The organism is Pedobacter africanus (assembly GCF_900176535.1).
Lineage (GTDB): Bacteria > Bacteroidota > Bacteroidia > Sphingobacteriales > Sphingobacteriaceae > Pedobacter > Pedobacter africanus.
Genome location: NZ_FWXT01000004.1, coordinates 1 through 16,365, shown reverse-complemented (window position 1 = coordinate 16,365; position 16,365 = coordinate 1). Strand labels below are relative to the sequence as shown.

General features: G+C 42.0%; 10 protein-coding genes and 2 rRNA genes. 9 read left to right on the top strand and 3 right to left on the bottom strand.

Annotation, left to right across the window (positions count from 1 at the left end; translation table 11 throughout):
• Nucleotides 1–87: 87 nt before the first annotated feature.
• From B9A91_RS19910 to B9A91_RS19870, 9 genes are all read left to right on the top strand, one after another.
• Entirely contained in the window at nt 88–3,105 is a 3,018-nt protein-coding gene (locus B9A91_RS19910) for a tetratricopeptide repeat protein (RefSeq protein WP_084240798.1), read from the top strand.
• Between the two features lie 11 nt (nt 3,106–3,116).
• Nucleotides 3,117–4,820, top strand: a complete 1,704-nt coding sequence (locus tag B9A91_RS19905; RefSeq protein WP_084240797.1) for a TonB-dependent receptor — start codon at nt 3,117–3,119, stop codon at nt 4,818–4,820.
• Between the two features lie 56 nt (nt 4,821–4,876).
• On the top strand, nt 4,877–6,235 hold the full coding sequence (locus tag B9A91_RS19900; protein WP_084240796.1) for an HU domain-containing protein: 1,359 nt from the start codon (nt 4,877–4,879) through the stop codon (nt 6,233–6,235).
• 5 nt (nt 6,236–6,240) lie between these two features.
• Nucleotides 6,241–6,951, top strand: coding sequence for a MotA/TolQ/ExbB proton channel family protein (locus B9A91_RS19895; RefSeq protein WP_144009017.1), 711 nt, complete (start codon nt 6,241–6,243; stop codon nt 6,949–6,951).
• Complete coding sequence (locus B9A91_RS19890) at nt 6,951–7,352, top strand: ExbD/TolR family protein (RefSeq protein ID WP_084240795.1); 402 nt, start codon at nt 6,951–6,953, stop codon at nt 7,350–7,352. The genes B9A91_RS19895 and B9A91_RS19890 overlap by 1 nt, the downstream gene beginning before the upstream one ends.
• Nucleotides 7,349–8,170: an energy transducer TonB gene (locus B9A91_RS19885; RefSeq protein ID WP_084240794.1), complete on the top strand. Its 822-nt coding sequence runs from the start codon at nt 7,349–7,351 to the stop codon at nt 8,168–8,170. Before B9A91_RS19890 ends, B9A91_RS19885 begins: the two co-directional genes overlap by 4 nt.
• A 42-nt stretch (nt 8,171–8,212) precedes the next feature.
• Nucleotides 8,213–9,499: a bifunctional folylpolyglutamate synthase/dihydrofolate synthase gene (locus tag B9A91_RS19880; RefSeq protein WP_084240793.1), complete on the top strand. Its 1,287-nt coding sequence runs from the start codon at nt 8,213–8,215 to the stop codon at nt 9,497–9,499.
• 132 nt (nt 9,500–9,631) lie between these two features.
• Nucleotides 9,632–11,299: an alkaline phosphatase PafA gene (gene pafA / locus B9A91_RS19875; RefSeq protein ID WP_084240792.1), complete on the top strand. Its 1,668-nt coding sequence runs from the start codon at nt 9,632–9,634 to the stop codon at nt 11,297–11,299.
• A 128-nt stretch (nt 11,300–11,427) separates the two neighbouring features.
• Nucleotides 11,428–14,820 (top strand): methylmalonyl-CoA mutase family protein, encoded by a 3,393-nt coding sequence (locus tag B9A91_RS19870; protein ID WP_084240791.1) that lies wholly within the window; start codon nt 11,428–11,430, stop codon nt 14,818–14,820.
• Nucleotides 14,821–14,876: 56 nt separating this feature from the next.
• On the opposite strand, the gene B9A91_RS19865 is transcribed toward B9A91_RS19870, so the two are convergent.
• The 3 genes from B9A91_RS19865 to B9A91_RS19855 all read right to left on the bottom strand — a co-directional run.
• Complete coding sequence (locus tag B9A91_RS19865) at nt 14,877–15,857, bottom strand: acyl-ACP desaturase (protein ID WP_084240790.1); 981 nt, start codon at nt 15,855–15,857, stop codon at nt 14,877–14,879.
• 214 nt (nt 15,858–16,071) lie between these two features.
• A 5S ribosomal RNA gene (gene rrf / locus B9A91_RS19860) occupies nt 16,072–16,183 on the bottom strand.
• Between the two features lie 57 nt (nt 16,184–16,240).
• Nucleotides 16,241–16,365: ribosomal RNA gene (locus B9A91_RS19855) — 23S ribosomal RNA — on the bottom strand; the annotation flags it as partial.

Sequence of the window (16,365 nt, the reverse complement as noted above, 5' to 3'; positions counted from 1 at the left end):
AACCTGTGTTATCAACACATGTTAATTTCTTATGTTAATAAGACCCGATACTATATCTATATTAGTACCAACCATATTTGAAATCAGATGTCAAAAAAATACTTTTTTATTCCGCTACTGCTAGCAGGTGGCTTTACGGCTGGTTATGCACAAACAAGCGTACTGGTTAACCTGAACAAGAATTACCAAAGTGGTCTGGAGCTGCTGGACAACGAGAAATATGTTGCAGCTGCACAGCAATTCAAGCTTGTTGAACAAATCAGGCACAAGCCGGGCACCCAACAGGAAAGCAATGCAGAACTGTCTATGCTGAAAGAAAATGCAAAGTTTTATGCTGCTGTTTGTGCACTTGAATTGGGTAATAATGATGCTGAAAGCCTGTTTCAGAATTTCATTAAAGATTATCCGCTGAACCCAAATACCAAGCTTGCTTATTTCCATGTAGGCAAATCATATTTCGCACAAAAAAAATATGAAAAAGCGTTAGAGTGGTTCGAGAAAACCGATCCTTCTACCCTTTCCGGGAAACAACGACTGGAATATCAGTTTAAACAGGGTTATTCCTACTTTGAACTGAAAAACATAGAAAAAGCTGAGCCATTATTTGAGACAGTAAAAAAAGAAAATTCACCTTTTCAGGAAAGTGCAACCTATTATTTTGCCTATATCAATTACCTGAACAAAGAATATAAAACTGCTTTAAGCAATTTCGAAAAACTGAAAGGCTCACCAACATATGAAGCCAGCTACCCCTATTACATAACCTCAATGTACTATCTCGATGAGCGGTATGACGATGTGATCAGTTATGCAATTCCTATCCTAAAAAGTTCTAAACAACTTTATGAGGCTGAGATGCTGAGCCTCATTGCGGCCTCTTACTTTGCTAAATCTGATTATGTAAATGCAGAAAAATACTTCAGGGAATTCTATGCCAAAGATAAATCCAATAATAAAAATAACCTGTTCACCTACCAGTATGGTTATTCCCTGTTTGAATTGAAAAAATATAGTGAGTCTGTTACTGTGCTGGAAAAACTCGATAGCGATGATGTATACTTGCAAAGCGGAATGTACACGCTTGGCCGTTCCTTTCTGCAGCTAAAAAACAAAGAAAAAGCCCGAAGTGCATTTTTCAGGGCGTCAAGGCTAGACTTCGATAAAATAGTACAGGAAGAAGCATGGATTAATTATGCCAGGTTGAGTTACGAGCTCGAATTTAACCAGCAGGCATTGGAGGCCACACAAAACTTCCTTAAACAATTCCCTTCTTCACGCAAAGTAAACGAAGCTAAAACCTTACTTGGTGAGATCCTCCTGACCAGTAAAAACTATCAGGCAGCAATTGATATACTTGAACCTATTCAAAGCAAATCACCCGAAGCGCGTGAAGCCTACCAAAAAGTAACTTATTTCAGGGGATTGGAATTTTATAATGAAAGGGCATTCCCTAATGCATTGTCTATGTTCCTTCGTTCAGAAAAGTTTCCTGAAGATGAAGAAATACTGGCATTAAGCACTTACTGGAAAGCTGAAGCCAGTTATGAGCTTAGAAAATTTGGTGAAGCAGTAAAACACTTTGAAACCTTTCTGGATATGCCAGGTGCCAGCAAAACCGGCGTATACAATTTCGCTAATTACGCCCTGGCCTATTCTGCATTTGAAGATGAGAAATATGGAAAAGCTGCTGCTTATTTTGAACGCTTTTTAAAAGGTAACGATAAAGATCAGAAGACCATAAACGATGCAACCATCAGGCTTGCTGATTCCTATTTTGTAAATAAAAGTTATGGAAATGCCCTCGTTAATTACAACAGGATCATTGACAGCAAAGCTACCGGAGAAGATTACGCCTTGTTTCAACGGGGAATGATACAAGGATTGGAAAATCAAAATGATGCCAAGATCAATACCATGCAGAACCTTTTGAAACAGTTCCCGAATTCTAACTATGCGGACGACGCAGGCTTTGAAATGGCTTATACCTATTTCAATAAAGGTGAACTGGACAAATCGAAGTCTGACCTGATTAGCCTGGTAAGTAAATACCCGAACAGCAGTTATGTTCCCCGGGCCCTTGTAACCATTGGTCTGGTGCAATACAACCAGGATCAGGACGATGCCGCCCTGGAGTCGTTTAAAAAAGTGATCAGGGATTACCCAAGTACCGAAGAAGCCAAACAGGCACTGGAATCCATCAAAAACATTTATGTAGACAAAGGCGATTCGCAAGGCTTTATTAACTATGCGGGCACTACACCTCTGGGTAATTATTCCAATGCAGAGCAAGACAATATTTTGTTCCAGGGTGCCAACAACCTGTACCTGAAAGGTGATGCAAAAGGTGCCTTTGAAGCTATAAACGCTTACTTTGACAAATTCCCTAAAGCCATTCATGATAAAGAAGCGAAATTTATCAGGGCAGAATCACTGGTGAAACTGGGGCGCCCTAATGAGGCCATCGCCGACTATGAGTATATCCTTAATGACTGGACAAGCGACTATACAGAACGTTCATTAGTGAGCATCTCCAAGCTTTTCCTTGACCAGAAAAAATACAATGAGGCCATCGTGTATCTTAAACGGCTGGAAACTACAGCCGACTATAAAATACACTATACTTATGCACTGAATAACCTGTTAAAATCTTACAGTGAGCTAAATATGCCCGATGACGTATTGAAATACGTGCAGCTGGTTAAAGAATCGGATAAAGCTTCTGAAGAAGAAAAGAACAGTGTAGACCTCTATGCAGGTAAAGCTTATTTACTGAAAGCCGATACCACCCAGGCTGTTAAGTCGTTTAACACAGTGGTGAGTAAAACCAAAACCCTTGCGGCTGCCGAAGCCAAATATAACCTGGCCGCGGTACAGTATGCAAAAAGAGATTATAAGACATCAACAAAAACCTGTTTTGACCTGATCAATAACATGCCATCTTATGATTATTGGGTAGCAAAGGCATTTATATTACTGGCTGATAATTATGTAGCCCTGAAAGATAACCTGCAGGCAAAAAGCACACTCTTAAGTATCATTGACAATTATGAAGGTAAAGACGATATCGTACCTACCGCCAAAGCCAAATTAGAAAAAATTAAATAAGATTAAGAGACATGAGATTGACCATATTTATATATACCACACTTCTATTTGTTACCACAGGGATTTTAAATGCACAGGCCCAGGATCCGAAGACCACAGAGAAGAAAGCAGAAGAAAAAGCAGTAACGGAAGAAATTGAAGTGGTACGACCATATAAACCGGTTCTTGCAGAGGCGGTGAAGCTGAGGAGAAGTCCGGATTTAAATGACATCAAAACCTACAAAGCAAAATTTAATTACAACCTCACCGACAGAAAACTGGAATTAAACTCCGATATCAATAAGCTGCAGGCACAACAACTTGCTGCTGAAAAGGAGGCCCTGCTGATCAACAATTATGTGAAAGGCGGATTTGGTTCTGCCGGAACTATTCTGGCCGAAGCTTATATCAACACCGGGCGTGATGAGGCCTTACAGGCGGGTGCTTTCTTCAGGCACTTTGGCCAATCGGGCCCATTAAATAAACAAATTGCCAACCAGCAGCAACTGAGTGTTTTTGGGCGCAGTATGGGCGACCAGGTGACCTTGAGCGGGCGCTTAAATTACCAGAGGAACGGACTGTATTTTTACGGAATTGACAAGGACAACCCAACCTTAAATCCCAATCCGGAGCAGCAGGCCTTCAATTTTATCGAAGCAGAGGGCGAACTGGTTAATAAATTCACGGAGGATCCTGATGCCTTTAGCTACGCAGCTAAACTAAATGGGTACCTGTGGAACAATAGATTCGATGCCAAAGAAAGTTCAATCGTATTGAATGGTTATGTGAACAAAAGGATCAGCAGCTTTAACCTGGGCCTGGCCGCTGCAGTTGAGTTTGGCAGCACTAAAGATAAGCTTGTAGACGTCGGCAACAATTTACTAAGGTTAAACCCTTATATCAGACTGCAGGCCAGTGGTGTTAAAATTACCGCAGGAATTAATTTTGTTCAGCAATTTGGAACCGAATCATCGGGTAGGATATTCCCGGCAGTGACAGCAGACTTTACCCTGATCCCTGATTATCTGCAGATCTTTGGAGAAGTAAAAGGAGATGTAAACCGCAGTGCTCTGAAACAGTTTACGGACGACAACCCTTTCCTGAACAACAATATAGCCATCAAAAACTCCATAGAAAAACTAAGCATCAGTGGAGGTATTAAAGGAACAGGGGGACCTGGTTTTGGGTATAAAGCCAGATTCTACCACAAACGTATCGAAGATATGCCGCTATTCGTCAATAGCTTCGATAGCTTTAATAAGTTTGATGTGATCTATGATTTCGGGACTATGAAATTGCTTGGCCTTGAAGGCGAAATATCGGTACAGGTAAGTGACGCCCTAAAATGGACCGGAAAACTAAACCTGGAAGATTACAAACCTGCAGCTGAAAGCCAAAGCTGGTTCAAACCACAAATGCGTGTAAGCTCTGATCTGATGTATGCCATCAACAAGCAGCTGACTTTAAATGCAGCTGTTGCAATACAGGGCGATAGCAAAGCAAAAATTTACCTGGCAGCCCCTGCCAATCCTTACCTTGCACCAGACCTGGCCAATGAAAGAATTGTAACCATGAAGGGTTTCGTAGACCTTGGCGCCGGTGCCAGCTATAAGATCAACAACAAATTCTCCGTATTTGCCAAAGCTAATAACCTGCTGAACACCAAGTACAGCAGATACCTGCATTATGAGGCAATTGGGATGAATATATTTGGAGGCCTGACCTACTCGTTCTAGGCCCTTATTTAATTAATAATTGGTTGATACGGAATTAAAATTTTATTTTTACCAGAATGGATATCTTATCATACCTTTCTACACTTATAAAAAACCATAAAGAAGTGGGAATTCCCGGTTTGGGAACTATTTATAAAAGGAAATCTCCGGGGAGGTATGATACAGAAACGCATTCGTTTCTGCCGCCAAGTTATACACTGAGTTTTACATCGGACCTGAAGGAACAGGAATTGCTCACCGACCTGATCAGTAAAAAAAGAAATATCTCAAAAGATGCGGCTAATTATTTTGTTGAGCAGTTTTCAGAGAATATTCTGGACGAACTTTCCAACCAGCAGGAATCAGACTTTGGCGACCTGGGTACTTTCTCTACCTCAACGGGCAGTATAACTTTCATTCCTAAACAGGAGCAGAATTTTGGCTTCGACTTTTACGGTTTACCGCCTTTAAAGGAAGATCTGGTTTCAAACATTGAAACAAAAACTGAAAAAGAGCCTTTAATAGTTTCAGATGCATCAACTGAAAATGAGTTGGTGGCTGAAGGAAAAAACCTTACTATTGAGGATGAGCCTCAGCTAAGCCAGGAACAACTTGAACTGGAGAATAACAATGCAGATTTGCGGGATGGCGTAGAAGAAATTGACGATCTGCTGATCGCTCACCTGGATAGTACAGAAGACCCTGGCATAAATGAACCGATAAAAGAGGACGAGCAAGAGGTATATGAAGAAATAGCTGAAGTAAGTGCTCCGGTTCAGGACCCCGTAGTGCGACAGGTCCCTGTAATAGAAACACCAGAAGGTTTAACTGAAGAAGAATCTGCTCCTGCAGCTGCCACCTCTTCTTTTACCCTTGATTACACCGAAGAAAACAAAACAGGTATGCCTGTTTATTTGAAAGTGCTCCTAGCATTGCTGACAGTAGCCGCCATTGCGGGAATTACCTATGCATTGAAGCCAGAACTGTTCACTGGTGCTGCGGTTATAAAAGAAAAGACCCCGAATCAGGACATCGTTCAGACAATAAAGCAGAATGACCAGCATAAACTTGATTCTATAGCACAGGCAGACAGCATCAGGAAAAGTAATGAAAAAGCCATACTTGCGGCCGATTCTGTCAAAGATTCGTTAACAACAGCCAAAGCTGTAGAAAGGCCTTCCGGCAATATAGTTTCTTACGACATTATTGCAGCTTCATTGCTCAATAAAAGAGAGGCAGACCGCTTTCTTTCAGACATGAAACAGCGGGGAATTCCGGCAACTATTGCTAAAATGCCCGGCAAAAGGATCAAAATCAGCATAGGTTCATTTGCTGATATGGAAACCGCCAATAAACAACTGGAAATCCTCAAGAAGAGTACAAAAATTCCGGGAATTTACGTTACACCAATTAGACACACAAACAATCCTAAATAATTATGATGATCGCATTAATTCAAAGTGCCGCTGATACCATTACCCAACTTACCGATACCGCAAATGCGCTGAACCCGGCAATTACCCCCGCCCCACCTGAATTACACTTTATAGACCTTTTATTTAAGGGTGGGTGGGTTATGCTTCCGCTTGCTTTCCTGGCCTTCCTTGGTCTGGTTATATTTGTGGAAAGATACCTGACCATCCGTAAAGCATCCAAAACTGAATCTAATCTGATGCTGCAAATCAAACAGTATATACATGAAGGAAGACTGGAAAATGCTATTGCCCTGTGCAGAAATAACAATTCTCCACTGGCCAGAATGCTGGAAAAAGGCTTAAAACGTATAGGCAGGCCAATTAAAGATATCGAAGCAGCCATTGAAAATAATGGCAAGCTGGAGGTTTCCAAACTTGAAAAGAACATTGGCATCCTCGGTATCATTGCTGGTATAGCCCCAATGCTTGGTTTCGTAGGAACAATCATTGGTGTAATTACCATTTTTCACGATGTTTCTATCAAAGGAGCTATTGAAATTGGCACCATATCCGGTGGTTTGTATACTAAGATGATCACTTCTGCAACAGGACTGATTATTGGTATCATTGCCTATGTTTTATATCATATCTTAAACATGATGGTTGAACGCATCATATTGAGAATGGAAACTGATGCGATTGAATTTATTGATCTATTAGAGGAGCCAGGGAAATAATGAATTTACGCAAAAGAAATAAAGGCACAGTAGAGGTCCATACTTCTGCACTGAATGACATCATGTTCTTCTTGCTGCTGTTTTTCCTGCTGGCTTCGGCCGTGGTTAACCCGCAGGTCGTAAAGTTGCTACTGCCCCGTTCTGAATCCGGACAGCAGTCTTCGGCACAAAAAACCGTTACAGTATCTATAGATGAGAAGCTCAATTATTTTGTAGATAAACAAAAAGTTTCTTTAGAACAATTACAAGCCACGATAGAAAACTATCAAAAAGCCTCACCCGATCTGACCATTGTTTTATATGTCGCCAGAGGCGTTTCCATAGAAAACACAATGCTGGTTTTTGATGTCGCAAACAAATTGAAGCTGAAAGTTGTACTTGCTGTAGAACCTAAGAAATGATGACCTATCCTAAAGAAGAAAATAACTATCCAAAGGCACTGGCTATTTCGACCGGAATAATGGCCTTGCTTATCGGTTTGAGCTTTTTTATTGCCATAGGCACCTTTCAACCTGAAGTAGAGGCTGGTATGGGTGGTATAGTCGTTAACTACGGTACATCCGTTGAAGGAATGGGTACGGATTATACCAGTATAGAAGAACCTTCTGCAGATCCAAATGCCAACCAACAGGCTCCCGACAAAGTAGTACCTACTGAAACTACGCCAGAAAAATCTACGGCGCAGACCAGTGATAAAGAAATTGTAACCCAGAGTACCGAAGATGCGGTAAGTGTAAAAACGAAAAGCACCAAGAGTACATCTACCCCTGTCGCGACAACGACAGAAAGTAAACCTGCCAAACCCACTATTAATCAGAACGCCTTATATAAAGGCAAAACAAATAAAGGTACTGGCGGTGGCGATGGCACAGGATCTACCCCTGGGAACCAGGGTAGTGTTAATGGTGACCCTTTATCTAACAATTATGGTGAGGGTGGTTCCGGGTTTGGTGAAACCCCTATCGCCTTAAGAAAATTCACTAACCTTGTCGTACCACAGGATGATGGCCAAAAAACCGGAAAAATTGCTGTACGCATAAGCATTAATAAAAACGGTGTGGTAATAGCCGCCACACCTGGCGTAAAAGGTACAACACTAACCGACAGAGAATTATGGCAAAAATGTAAAGATGCCGTAATGGGTGCACGATTAACACAGTCAGAATCTGCTCCTGATGTTCAGATCGGTGTTGTTGTTTTCAATTTTAAAGTAAAATAATCGGGTAGCTTTGGTAATTTTGTCCCATAAGGCATTTTACAAATGAACTATAAGCAAACGATTGACTATTTATACAGCAAGCTCCCCATGTTTACGCGTGTGGGAGCTGTTGCTTTTAAGAAGGACCTGCACAACATCAAAGTTATGTGCAATAAGCTGGATGATCCTCAAAACAAATTTAAAAGTGTGCATGTAGGCGGCACAAATGGAAAGGGATCAACCTCGCATATGCTCGCCGCTATCTTTCAGCAAGCAGGATACAAAACCGGACTGTATACCTCTCCGCATCTCAAAGATTTCAGAGAGCGCATTCGCATCAATGGCGAAATGGTATCCGAAACCTTTGTCACCGAATTTGTTACACAGCAGCAAAACCTGATCGAAGAGATCAGTCCTTCATTTTTTGAAGTAACAGTAGCTATGGCATTTGCCTACTTTGCTGCAGAAAAAGTAGATATTGCCATTGTAGAAGTAGGCCTGGGGGGCCGGCTGGATTCCACAAATATCATAACACCAGAGCTGTCAGTCATTACCAACATCAGCCTGGACCATACCAATATCCTAGGCAATACCCTACCAGAAATTGCAGTAGAAAAGGCGGGTATCATTAAACCCGGTATACCTGTGGTAATTGGAGAAAAACAGTTCGAAACCGAAAGCGTTTTTTTTGAAAAAGCAGTAGAAACCGGTAGTCAGATTGTTTTCGCTGATCAGGAATTGAATGCCATAGGTTCTGAAAGAAAAGACGAATTTCTAACCACCACTATTGGCAATGCTCAAACCATACTTTATCCGAATCTGGAACTGGATCTTAATGGTTTTTACCAATTAAAAAACGTTCTTACAGTATTGCAATCGGTTTCTATTTTAAGCAACAAAGGATACCATTTAACAGAAAAGGCAATATATACCGCTTTAAAAAACGTAAAAAAACTAACAGGTCTGCAGGGGCGCTGGCAAAAACTAGCAGAACATCCCCTGGTGATTTGTGATACCGGACATAATCTTGCAGGGATAAACGAAGTGATGCAGAACATCCGCAACACGCCATTTGAAAAGCTGCACATGATTGTAGGAATGGTAAAAGACAAAGATATAAATGGTGTGCTCGCCCTGCTCCCTATGTCAGCATTTTATTATTTCTGCCAGCCTGATCTCGAAAGGGCACTCCCTTCCACAGAACTTGCTGCCCAGGCTAAAGTGCATGGCTTAATCGGACAGACTTTCGAAACTGTGGCAGATGCGTTGCAGGCTGCAAAAAATAAAGCCGGCATAAACGACCTGATATTCATTGGCGGCAGTACTTTTGTTGTGGCCGAAGTGCTATAAAATCTTTACATTACAATAAAGAATACTTATCATCAAGTGTCTATATTTACCCTGTTTAATTATTTAACTTTTCTTTCGTAAGCTTTTAAAAAATTAAATTGTCTTACGGATTTTTCACACCTTAACCACAAAATGAAAAGAATTTACTTGTTATTTGCTGCACTCGTCCTGATCAGTTCGGGTGCATCGGCTCAAAAAAAAAGCAACAAATTGCCTTCTGCCAATCCGTCTTCTTCTGGTGTAAACAGACCTAAGCTTATTGTAGGTATGGTGATAGACCAAATGAGATGGGATTATTTATACAGATATGCCAACAGGTATTCAAGCGGAGGGTTTAAAAGACTTGTAAATGAAGGCTTTTCGGCCGAAAACACGTTTATTCCTTATACGCCTACCTATACCGCCTGTGGTCATGCAAGTATCTACACTGGTTCTGTACCAGCTATTAACGGAATTATAGGAAACGATTGGTACGATCCACAGCTTAAAAGAAATGTATATTGCGCAGAAGACACCAGTGTCACCAGCGTTGGCAGTACTACCGTAGCAGGAAAAATGTCACCAAAAAACATGCTGGTTACAACGATTACCGACGAACTTCGTCTGGCAACAAATTTCAAAAGCAAAGTCATCGGCATTTCGCTTAAAGACCGTGGATCGATTTTACCTGCGGGGCATTCTGCTAATGCAGCTTACTGGTTTGACGCACAAACCGGCGATTGGATCAGCAGTACCTATTACATGACGCAATTACCAGGTTGGATCCAGGATTACAACAAACAAAAACACGCAGATCAGTTCTACGCCAACAACTGGAATACGCTTTACCCGATAGATAGTTATAGCCAAAGTACAGCAGATGATAAAATTTACGAACGCAAAACAAGAGGTGAGCAAACCCCAACCTTCCCCCACCCCTTAAAACTCTACATCGGCAAAAACTATGAGATCATCAAAAGCACGCCGTACGGCAATACTATGACACTCGATCTGGCCAGGCATGCGGTAGCTGCAGAAAAACTCGGACAGAACAATACCACAGATTTCCTTGCGGTAAGTTGCTCTGCTACAGATTATGTTGGTCACCAATATGGCCCTAACTCAATTGAAGCAGAAGATACTTACTTAAGGCTCGATAAAGACCTTGAAGCCTTTTTTAACTACCTGGACGAAACCTTGGGTAAAGGTAATTACCTGTTCTTCCTCTCGGCAGATCATGGCGCAGCTCATGTGCCTGGCTTTATGAAAGAAAATAAACTGCCAGGCGGATTATTTGACGATGCACCTGTGGTTAAAAATCTGAATCAAATATTTAATGAAAAATATAAAATCAAAAAGGCAATCGTTACTGCAATGAACAACCAGATCCTTTTTGACCATGATGAAATCAGCAAATCGAAAGCAGATTTCGAAGAAATGAAGGCTTTCACGATAGACTATCTGAAAAAACAACCAGGTATAATGAATGCAGTAGATCTGAACAAGTTATCAGGTACCACCCTTCCGGAACAGATCAAGAAATCCATTACCAATGGTTACAATGCCCGTAGAAGCGGCGATATTTATTACATCCTGCTTTCGAACTATTTTGATGGTACCAATACCGGAACTACACACGGTTCCTGGAACCCTTACGATTCGCATATTCCATGTGTATTTATGGGCTGGAAAGTGAAACCCGGCAAAACAAATAAAACACACTACATGACCGATATTTCGGCTACCCTGGCGGCTATGCTGCACATACAAATGCCAAGTGGTTGTGTAGGAGAACCAATTACCGAATTAACCCACCAATAATCATAGCGGTTTAAATTATAACAAAAGGCTGTTCTGGAACAAAAACCAGAACAGCCTTTTGTTATTATAACCTTTATCGTCCTGCGCCCGCTTTTTCCTACCTTTGCATACCGATTATAAAATCTGATATGGAGCAAATTGAAATCTATAAACCCAAGCATAAAATCCGTTTTGTTACCGCTGCTGCCCTTTTTGATGGTCACGATGCAACCATAAATATCATGCGCCGTATCCTTCAGTCTTCCGGAGCAGAAGTCATACACCTTGGCCATAACCGCTCCGTAGAAGAAGTTGTAAACTGCGCCATTCAGGAGGATGTACAAGGTATAGCTATGACCTCCTATCAAGGTGGCCATATAGAATATTTCAAATATATGTACGACCTGCTTCAGGAACGCGGAGCCACTCACATTAAAATATTCGGCGGAGGTGGCGGGGTCATCTTACCTTCAGAGATTGCCGAGCTTCATGAATATGGCATAACCAGAATTTACTCTCCTGATGACGGTCGTAAAATGGGACTGCAGGGCATGATCAATAACATGCTGGAGCAGACTGACTACGTTACCACCAAGGCTTTGAATGCTGAACTTAAAACTATCCCGAAAAAGGAAATAAAGAGTATTGCAGCTGCCATTACTGTAGCCGAAAATGATCCGCAGGCAGCTCAGAAATTTGTAGATGAGTTAAAAAAACTGACTTTAAGCAATCAGGCTCCTGTGCTGGGCATTACTGGAACCGGCGGTTCAGGTAAATCCTCGCTTGTAGATGAATTGGTAAGACGTTTTCTGATTGAGGTAAAAGATAAAACCCTGGCCATCATATCTGTTGACCCCTCCAAACGAAAAACAGGAGGTGCTTTACTGGGCGACAGGATCAGGATGAATGCCATCAACAACCCAAGGGTATACATGCGTTCACTGGCCACCAGACAAGCCAATCTTGCGCTTTCAAAAAACGTTCAGGAAAGCATTGACATCTGTAAGGCTGCAGGATACGACCTCATCATTGTCGAAACATCAGGAATAGGCCAGTCCGATACCGAAATCACCGAACATTGTGATGTTTCCCTGTATGTAATGACCCCCGAATTCGGGGCAGCCACACAATTGGAAAAAATCGATATGCTTGATTTTGCCGACCTGGTAGCCATCAACAAATTCGATAAAAGGGGAGCCCTTGATGCACTTAGGGACGTACGTAAACAGTACAAACGTAACCATAACCTGTTTGATGCCAATGATGATACCATACCTGTGTTTGGTACAATGGCTTCCCAGTTCAATGATCCGGGAATGAACAACCTGTTTAGTGCGCTCATGACTAAAATCAGAGAAAAAACAGGGGTTAAGTTTGATGCACAAATGGAACTCACATCTGAACAATCAGAAAAGATTTACATTATTCCGCCTGACCGCACCCGTTACCTGGCCGAAATTGCAGAAGCCAGTCAGACCTATCATGAATGGGTAGACAAGCAAAGTATTATTGCACGTAAGCTATACCAGTTACAGGGAGTAATTCAGCTTGCAGGAGAAGAAAAGATTACAAAGGACATTCCCGTCAGCAAAAAGCTAATTGAGCCATTACAGGAAATATATGAGCATCTGGAAGAACAGTTAGATGCTGAATGCAGGCGTTTATTACGTCAATGGCCCGAAACCAAAATAAAATACCAACAAAAAGATTTTATTTATAAAGTAAGGGATAAAGAAATTAAGCAGCCGCTGTTTTATGAATCACTGTCCAAACTTCAAATTCCTAAAGTGTCCCTGCCAAGATATGGGGACTGGGGCGATATCCTGCGCTGGTTACTTACAGAAAATGTTCCGGGAGAATTCCCTTACGCAGCAGGGGTATTTCCTTTAAAGCGTGACGGAGAAGACCCTACAAGGATGTTTGCGGGCGAAGGTGGCCCTGAACGTACCAATAAACGGTTCCATTATGTATCGCTGGGTCAGCCTGCGCACCGGTTGTCTACCGCTTTTGACTCCGTAACCCTGTATGGTGAAGACCCGCACATCAGACCGGATATCTATGGAAAAATAGGAAATTCAGGGGTGAGTATTGCAACAATTGACGATGCGAAGAAGCTGTATTCTGGCTTTGATCTCTGTGCTGCCTCAACCTCCGTTTCTATGACCATCAATGGTCCTGCCCCTATGCTCCTGGGCTTTTTCATGAATGCTGCTATAGATCAACAATGTGAAAAATACATCATCGAACATGGACTGCAGAAAGAAGTAGAGCAAAAAATAAACAGCCTCTATAAAGCAAAAGGACAGGAAAGGCCTGTTTATAACGGTGCCCTACCCGAAGGCAACAACGGGCTTGGACTGATGCTATTGGGTGTTACCGGCGATCAGGTTTTACCTGCCGATATATACGCAAAAATTAAGGCCCATGCCATTAGCACCGTACGTGGAACAGTACAGGCTGATATTTTAAAAGAAGATCAGGCGCAAAACACCTGCATCTTTTCGACAGAATTTGCGTTAAGAATGATGGGTGACATACAAAGCCATTTCATTACTGAGAAGGTTCGTAATTTCTATTCCGTATCCATTTCCGGCTACCACATTGCGGAGGCAGGGGCCAACCCCATTTCGCAATTGGCATTTACGCTAAGCAATGGCTTTACTTTTGTAGAGTACTACCTGAGCAGGGGAATGAATATTGATGATTTTGCACCCAATCTCTCCTTTTTCTTCTCTAATGGCATAGATCCGGAGTATGCGGTAATCGGACGTGTGGCACGCCGCATCTGGGCTAAAGCAATTAAGAACAAATACAAAGGAAACGACCGATCACAAAAACTAAAATACCATATCCAAACTTCAGGGCGTTCATTGCATGCGCAGGAAATTGACTTCAATGATATACGCACTACATTACAAGCCCTGTATGCCATTTACGACAATTGCAACTCCCTGCATACCAATGCATACGATGAAGCGATAACTACCCCTACAGAGGAGTCTGTACGCAGGGCTATGGCCATACAACTTATCATTAACCGTGAACTTGGTCTTGCCAAAAACGAAAACCCGCTGCAGGGAGCTTTTATTATTGAAGAACTGACCGACCTGGTAGAAGAGGCCGTATTGCAGGAGTTTAAGCGTATTAACGACAGAGGAGGCGTATTGGGTGCCATGGAAACCATGTACCAGCGTGGCAGGATCCAGGAAGAGAGCCTGTACTATGAAACGCTCAAACATACCGGCGAATTTCCAATTGTGGGTGTGAACATGTTTCTCAACAAGAACGGTTCTCCAACCATTGTACCCGGGGAGGTTATCCGAGCTACAGAGGAAGAAAAACAATATCAGATAAAGGCATTAAAGGCATTTCAGGATCGAAATGCAGACAAAGCTGATACTGCATTAAGAAACCTTCAGAAGTCGGCTGTAAACGGAGAAAATATCTTTGAGCAGCTGATGGAAGTCTGCAAGATCTGTTCACTTGGTCAGATATCCAACGCACTTTATGAAGTTGGCGGACAATATAGAAGAAATATGTAAATCAAAAAGGCCTGAATAGTTATTATTCAGGCCTTTTCGTCTAAGTGCTTAAAACGTTAAGCATGTATCCAGCTAAACTTATAATCCATTGTAGGGTTTTTCATCCGTTCTGCCACGCGTAATAACCTGGCCGGTAAAGCCATGATATAGTCACGGGCCTTCTCACCCGCTTCATTTAAGTCACGCATGCTTTCCAGTTTCCATTCCTCTATCAGCTGCTGCATAATCTCAACATAGTCAATTGCGGTATATACCCCCAGTCGTTGAGCAGCATCGGTAAAATGACCAAAAGTCTGTCCGATCTTCAGTCCCATCTCGCGAAGGAAGTGTGCAGGCATTACGATTTTTTTACGCATCATATCTTCAAAAGCAATCATTGCTTCATTGCGGTCAACCTCAAAAATTTTGGCCATAAAATCCTTATAGGCCTTCGCATGTCTTGCTTCGTCAGATGCAATTACTCCGCACATCTTAGACAACAGGTTATCGCCATCCTTCTTCGCCAGCGAAGCGACACGTCTGTGTGAGATATTTGTAGCCAATTCCTGAAAACTGGTATAAATAAAGTTACGGTAAGGGTCATGACCAGTACCAATGTCAAAGCCATCGGCAATCAGGTACTGGGTAGAAATCTCCATCTGGCGCATGTCAACACGGCCCGAAAGATAGAGGTATTTGTTAAGCAGATCGCCATGTCTGTTTTCTTCGGCGGTCCAGTGCCGGGTCCATTTCATCCATCCACCTTGTTCATCCCTTGAAATACCATCCACCATACTTAACCACGACTCGTACGTTGGCAGTGCCTCCTCCGTAATGGTATCACCAATTAAAACGGCAACCAGATCGTAAGACAGATCATTCGCTTTTTCTCGCAGGGCTTTTATATCCTGGTAAAATGTTTCGCTTGTAGAATCAGGCAAAAAATCAGATGGCTGCCAATTCGTATCAATCGGTTTTAAGTAAGTGTCCATCATTTCAAGCATGTAAGCTTCTATATGTAACATTACTTCCCTTCTCTTTTCTGCGAAAAAACTCATTCGTTTATATTTTAAATTTTGTATCAAAGATAACCAAAAAATGCACAATAAGTTGCATTGGCCTTATTTTATTCGCAATTAAGTGGCGTCCCCGTAGGCTGAGAACTGCATCGGGTAAAGTCGGATGTGCTTAGGATACAAAGGCCTTTGGTGTAACCAATAAGTTCACTAAACAAGAAAAGCCTGTAGTTTATGGCTACAGGCTTTCTTTAAGATTTGGCACCGACCTACTCTCCCACGTGTTACCGCAGTACCATCGGCTCTGGTGGGCTTAACTTCTCTGTTCGGAATGGGAAGAGGTGGACACCACCGATATAGGCACCTAAATATCGTTATGACATATTATTGAAAGAAGTTAGTTAAGAAAAGCAAACAACGTTCTGCTTTTGAAAGCTTCGGATGATTAGTATTACTCGACTTTGATGTCACCACCTTTACATCTGTAACCTATCAACGTAGTAGTCTGCTACGGTCCTATATGGAATTCTCATCTCGTGGCTAGTTTCGC

Bases quoted from the DNA above. Each gene is read 5' to 3' on its own strand.
- B9A91_RS19910 (WP_084240798.1), top strand. From the start codon at position 88: ATGTCAAAAAAATACTTTTTTATTCCGCTACTGCTAGCAGGTGGCTTT.
- B9A91_RS19905 (WP_084240797.1), top strand. From the start codon at position 3,117: ATGAGATTGACCATATTTATATATACCACACTTCTATTTGTTACCACA.
- B9A91_RS19900 (WP_084240796.1), top strand. From the start codon at position 4,877: ATGGATATCTTATCATACCTTTCTACACTTATAAAAAACCATAAAGAA.
- B9A91_RS19895 (WP_144009017.1), top strand. From the start codon at position 6,241: ATGATCGCATTAATTCAAAGTGCCGCTGATACCATTACCCAACTTACC.
- B9A91_RS19890 (WP_084240795.1), top strand. From the start codon at position 6,951: ATGAATTTACGCAAAAGAAATAAAGGCACAGTAGAGGTCCATACTTCT.
- B9A91_RS19885 (WP_084240794.1), top strand. From the start codon at position 7,349: ATGATGACCTATCCTAAAGAAGAAAATAACTATCCAAAGGCACTGGCT.
- B9A91_RS19880 (WP_084240793.1), top strand. From the start codon at position 8,213: ATGAACTATAAGCAAACGATTGACTATTTATACAGCAAGCTCCCCATG.
- pafA (WP_084240792.1), top strand. From the start codon at position 9,632: ATGAAAAGAATTTACTTGTTATTTGCTGCACTCGTCCTGATCAGTTCG.
- B9A91_RS19870 (WP_084240791.1), top strand. From the start codon at position 11,428: ATGGAGCAAATTGAAATCTATAAACCCAAGCATAAAATCCGTTTTGTT.
- B9A91_RS19865 (WP_084240790.1), bottom strand. From the start codon at position 15,857: ATGAGTTTTTTCGCAGAAAAGAGAAGGGAAGTAATGTTACATATAGAA.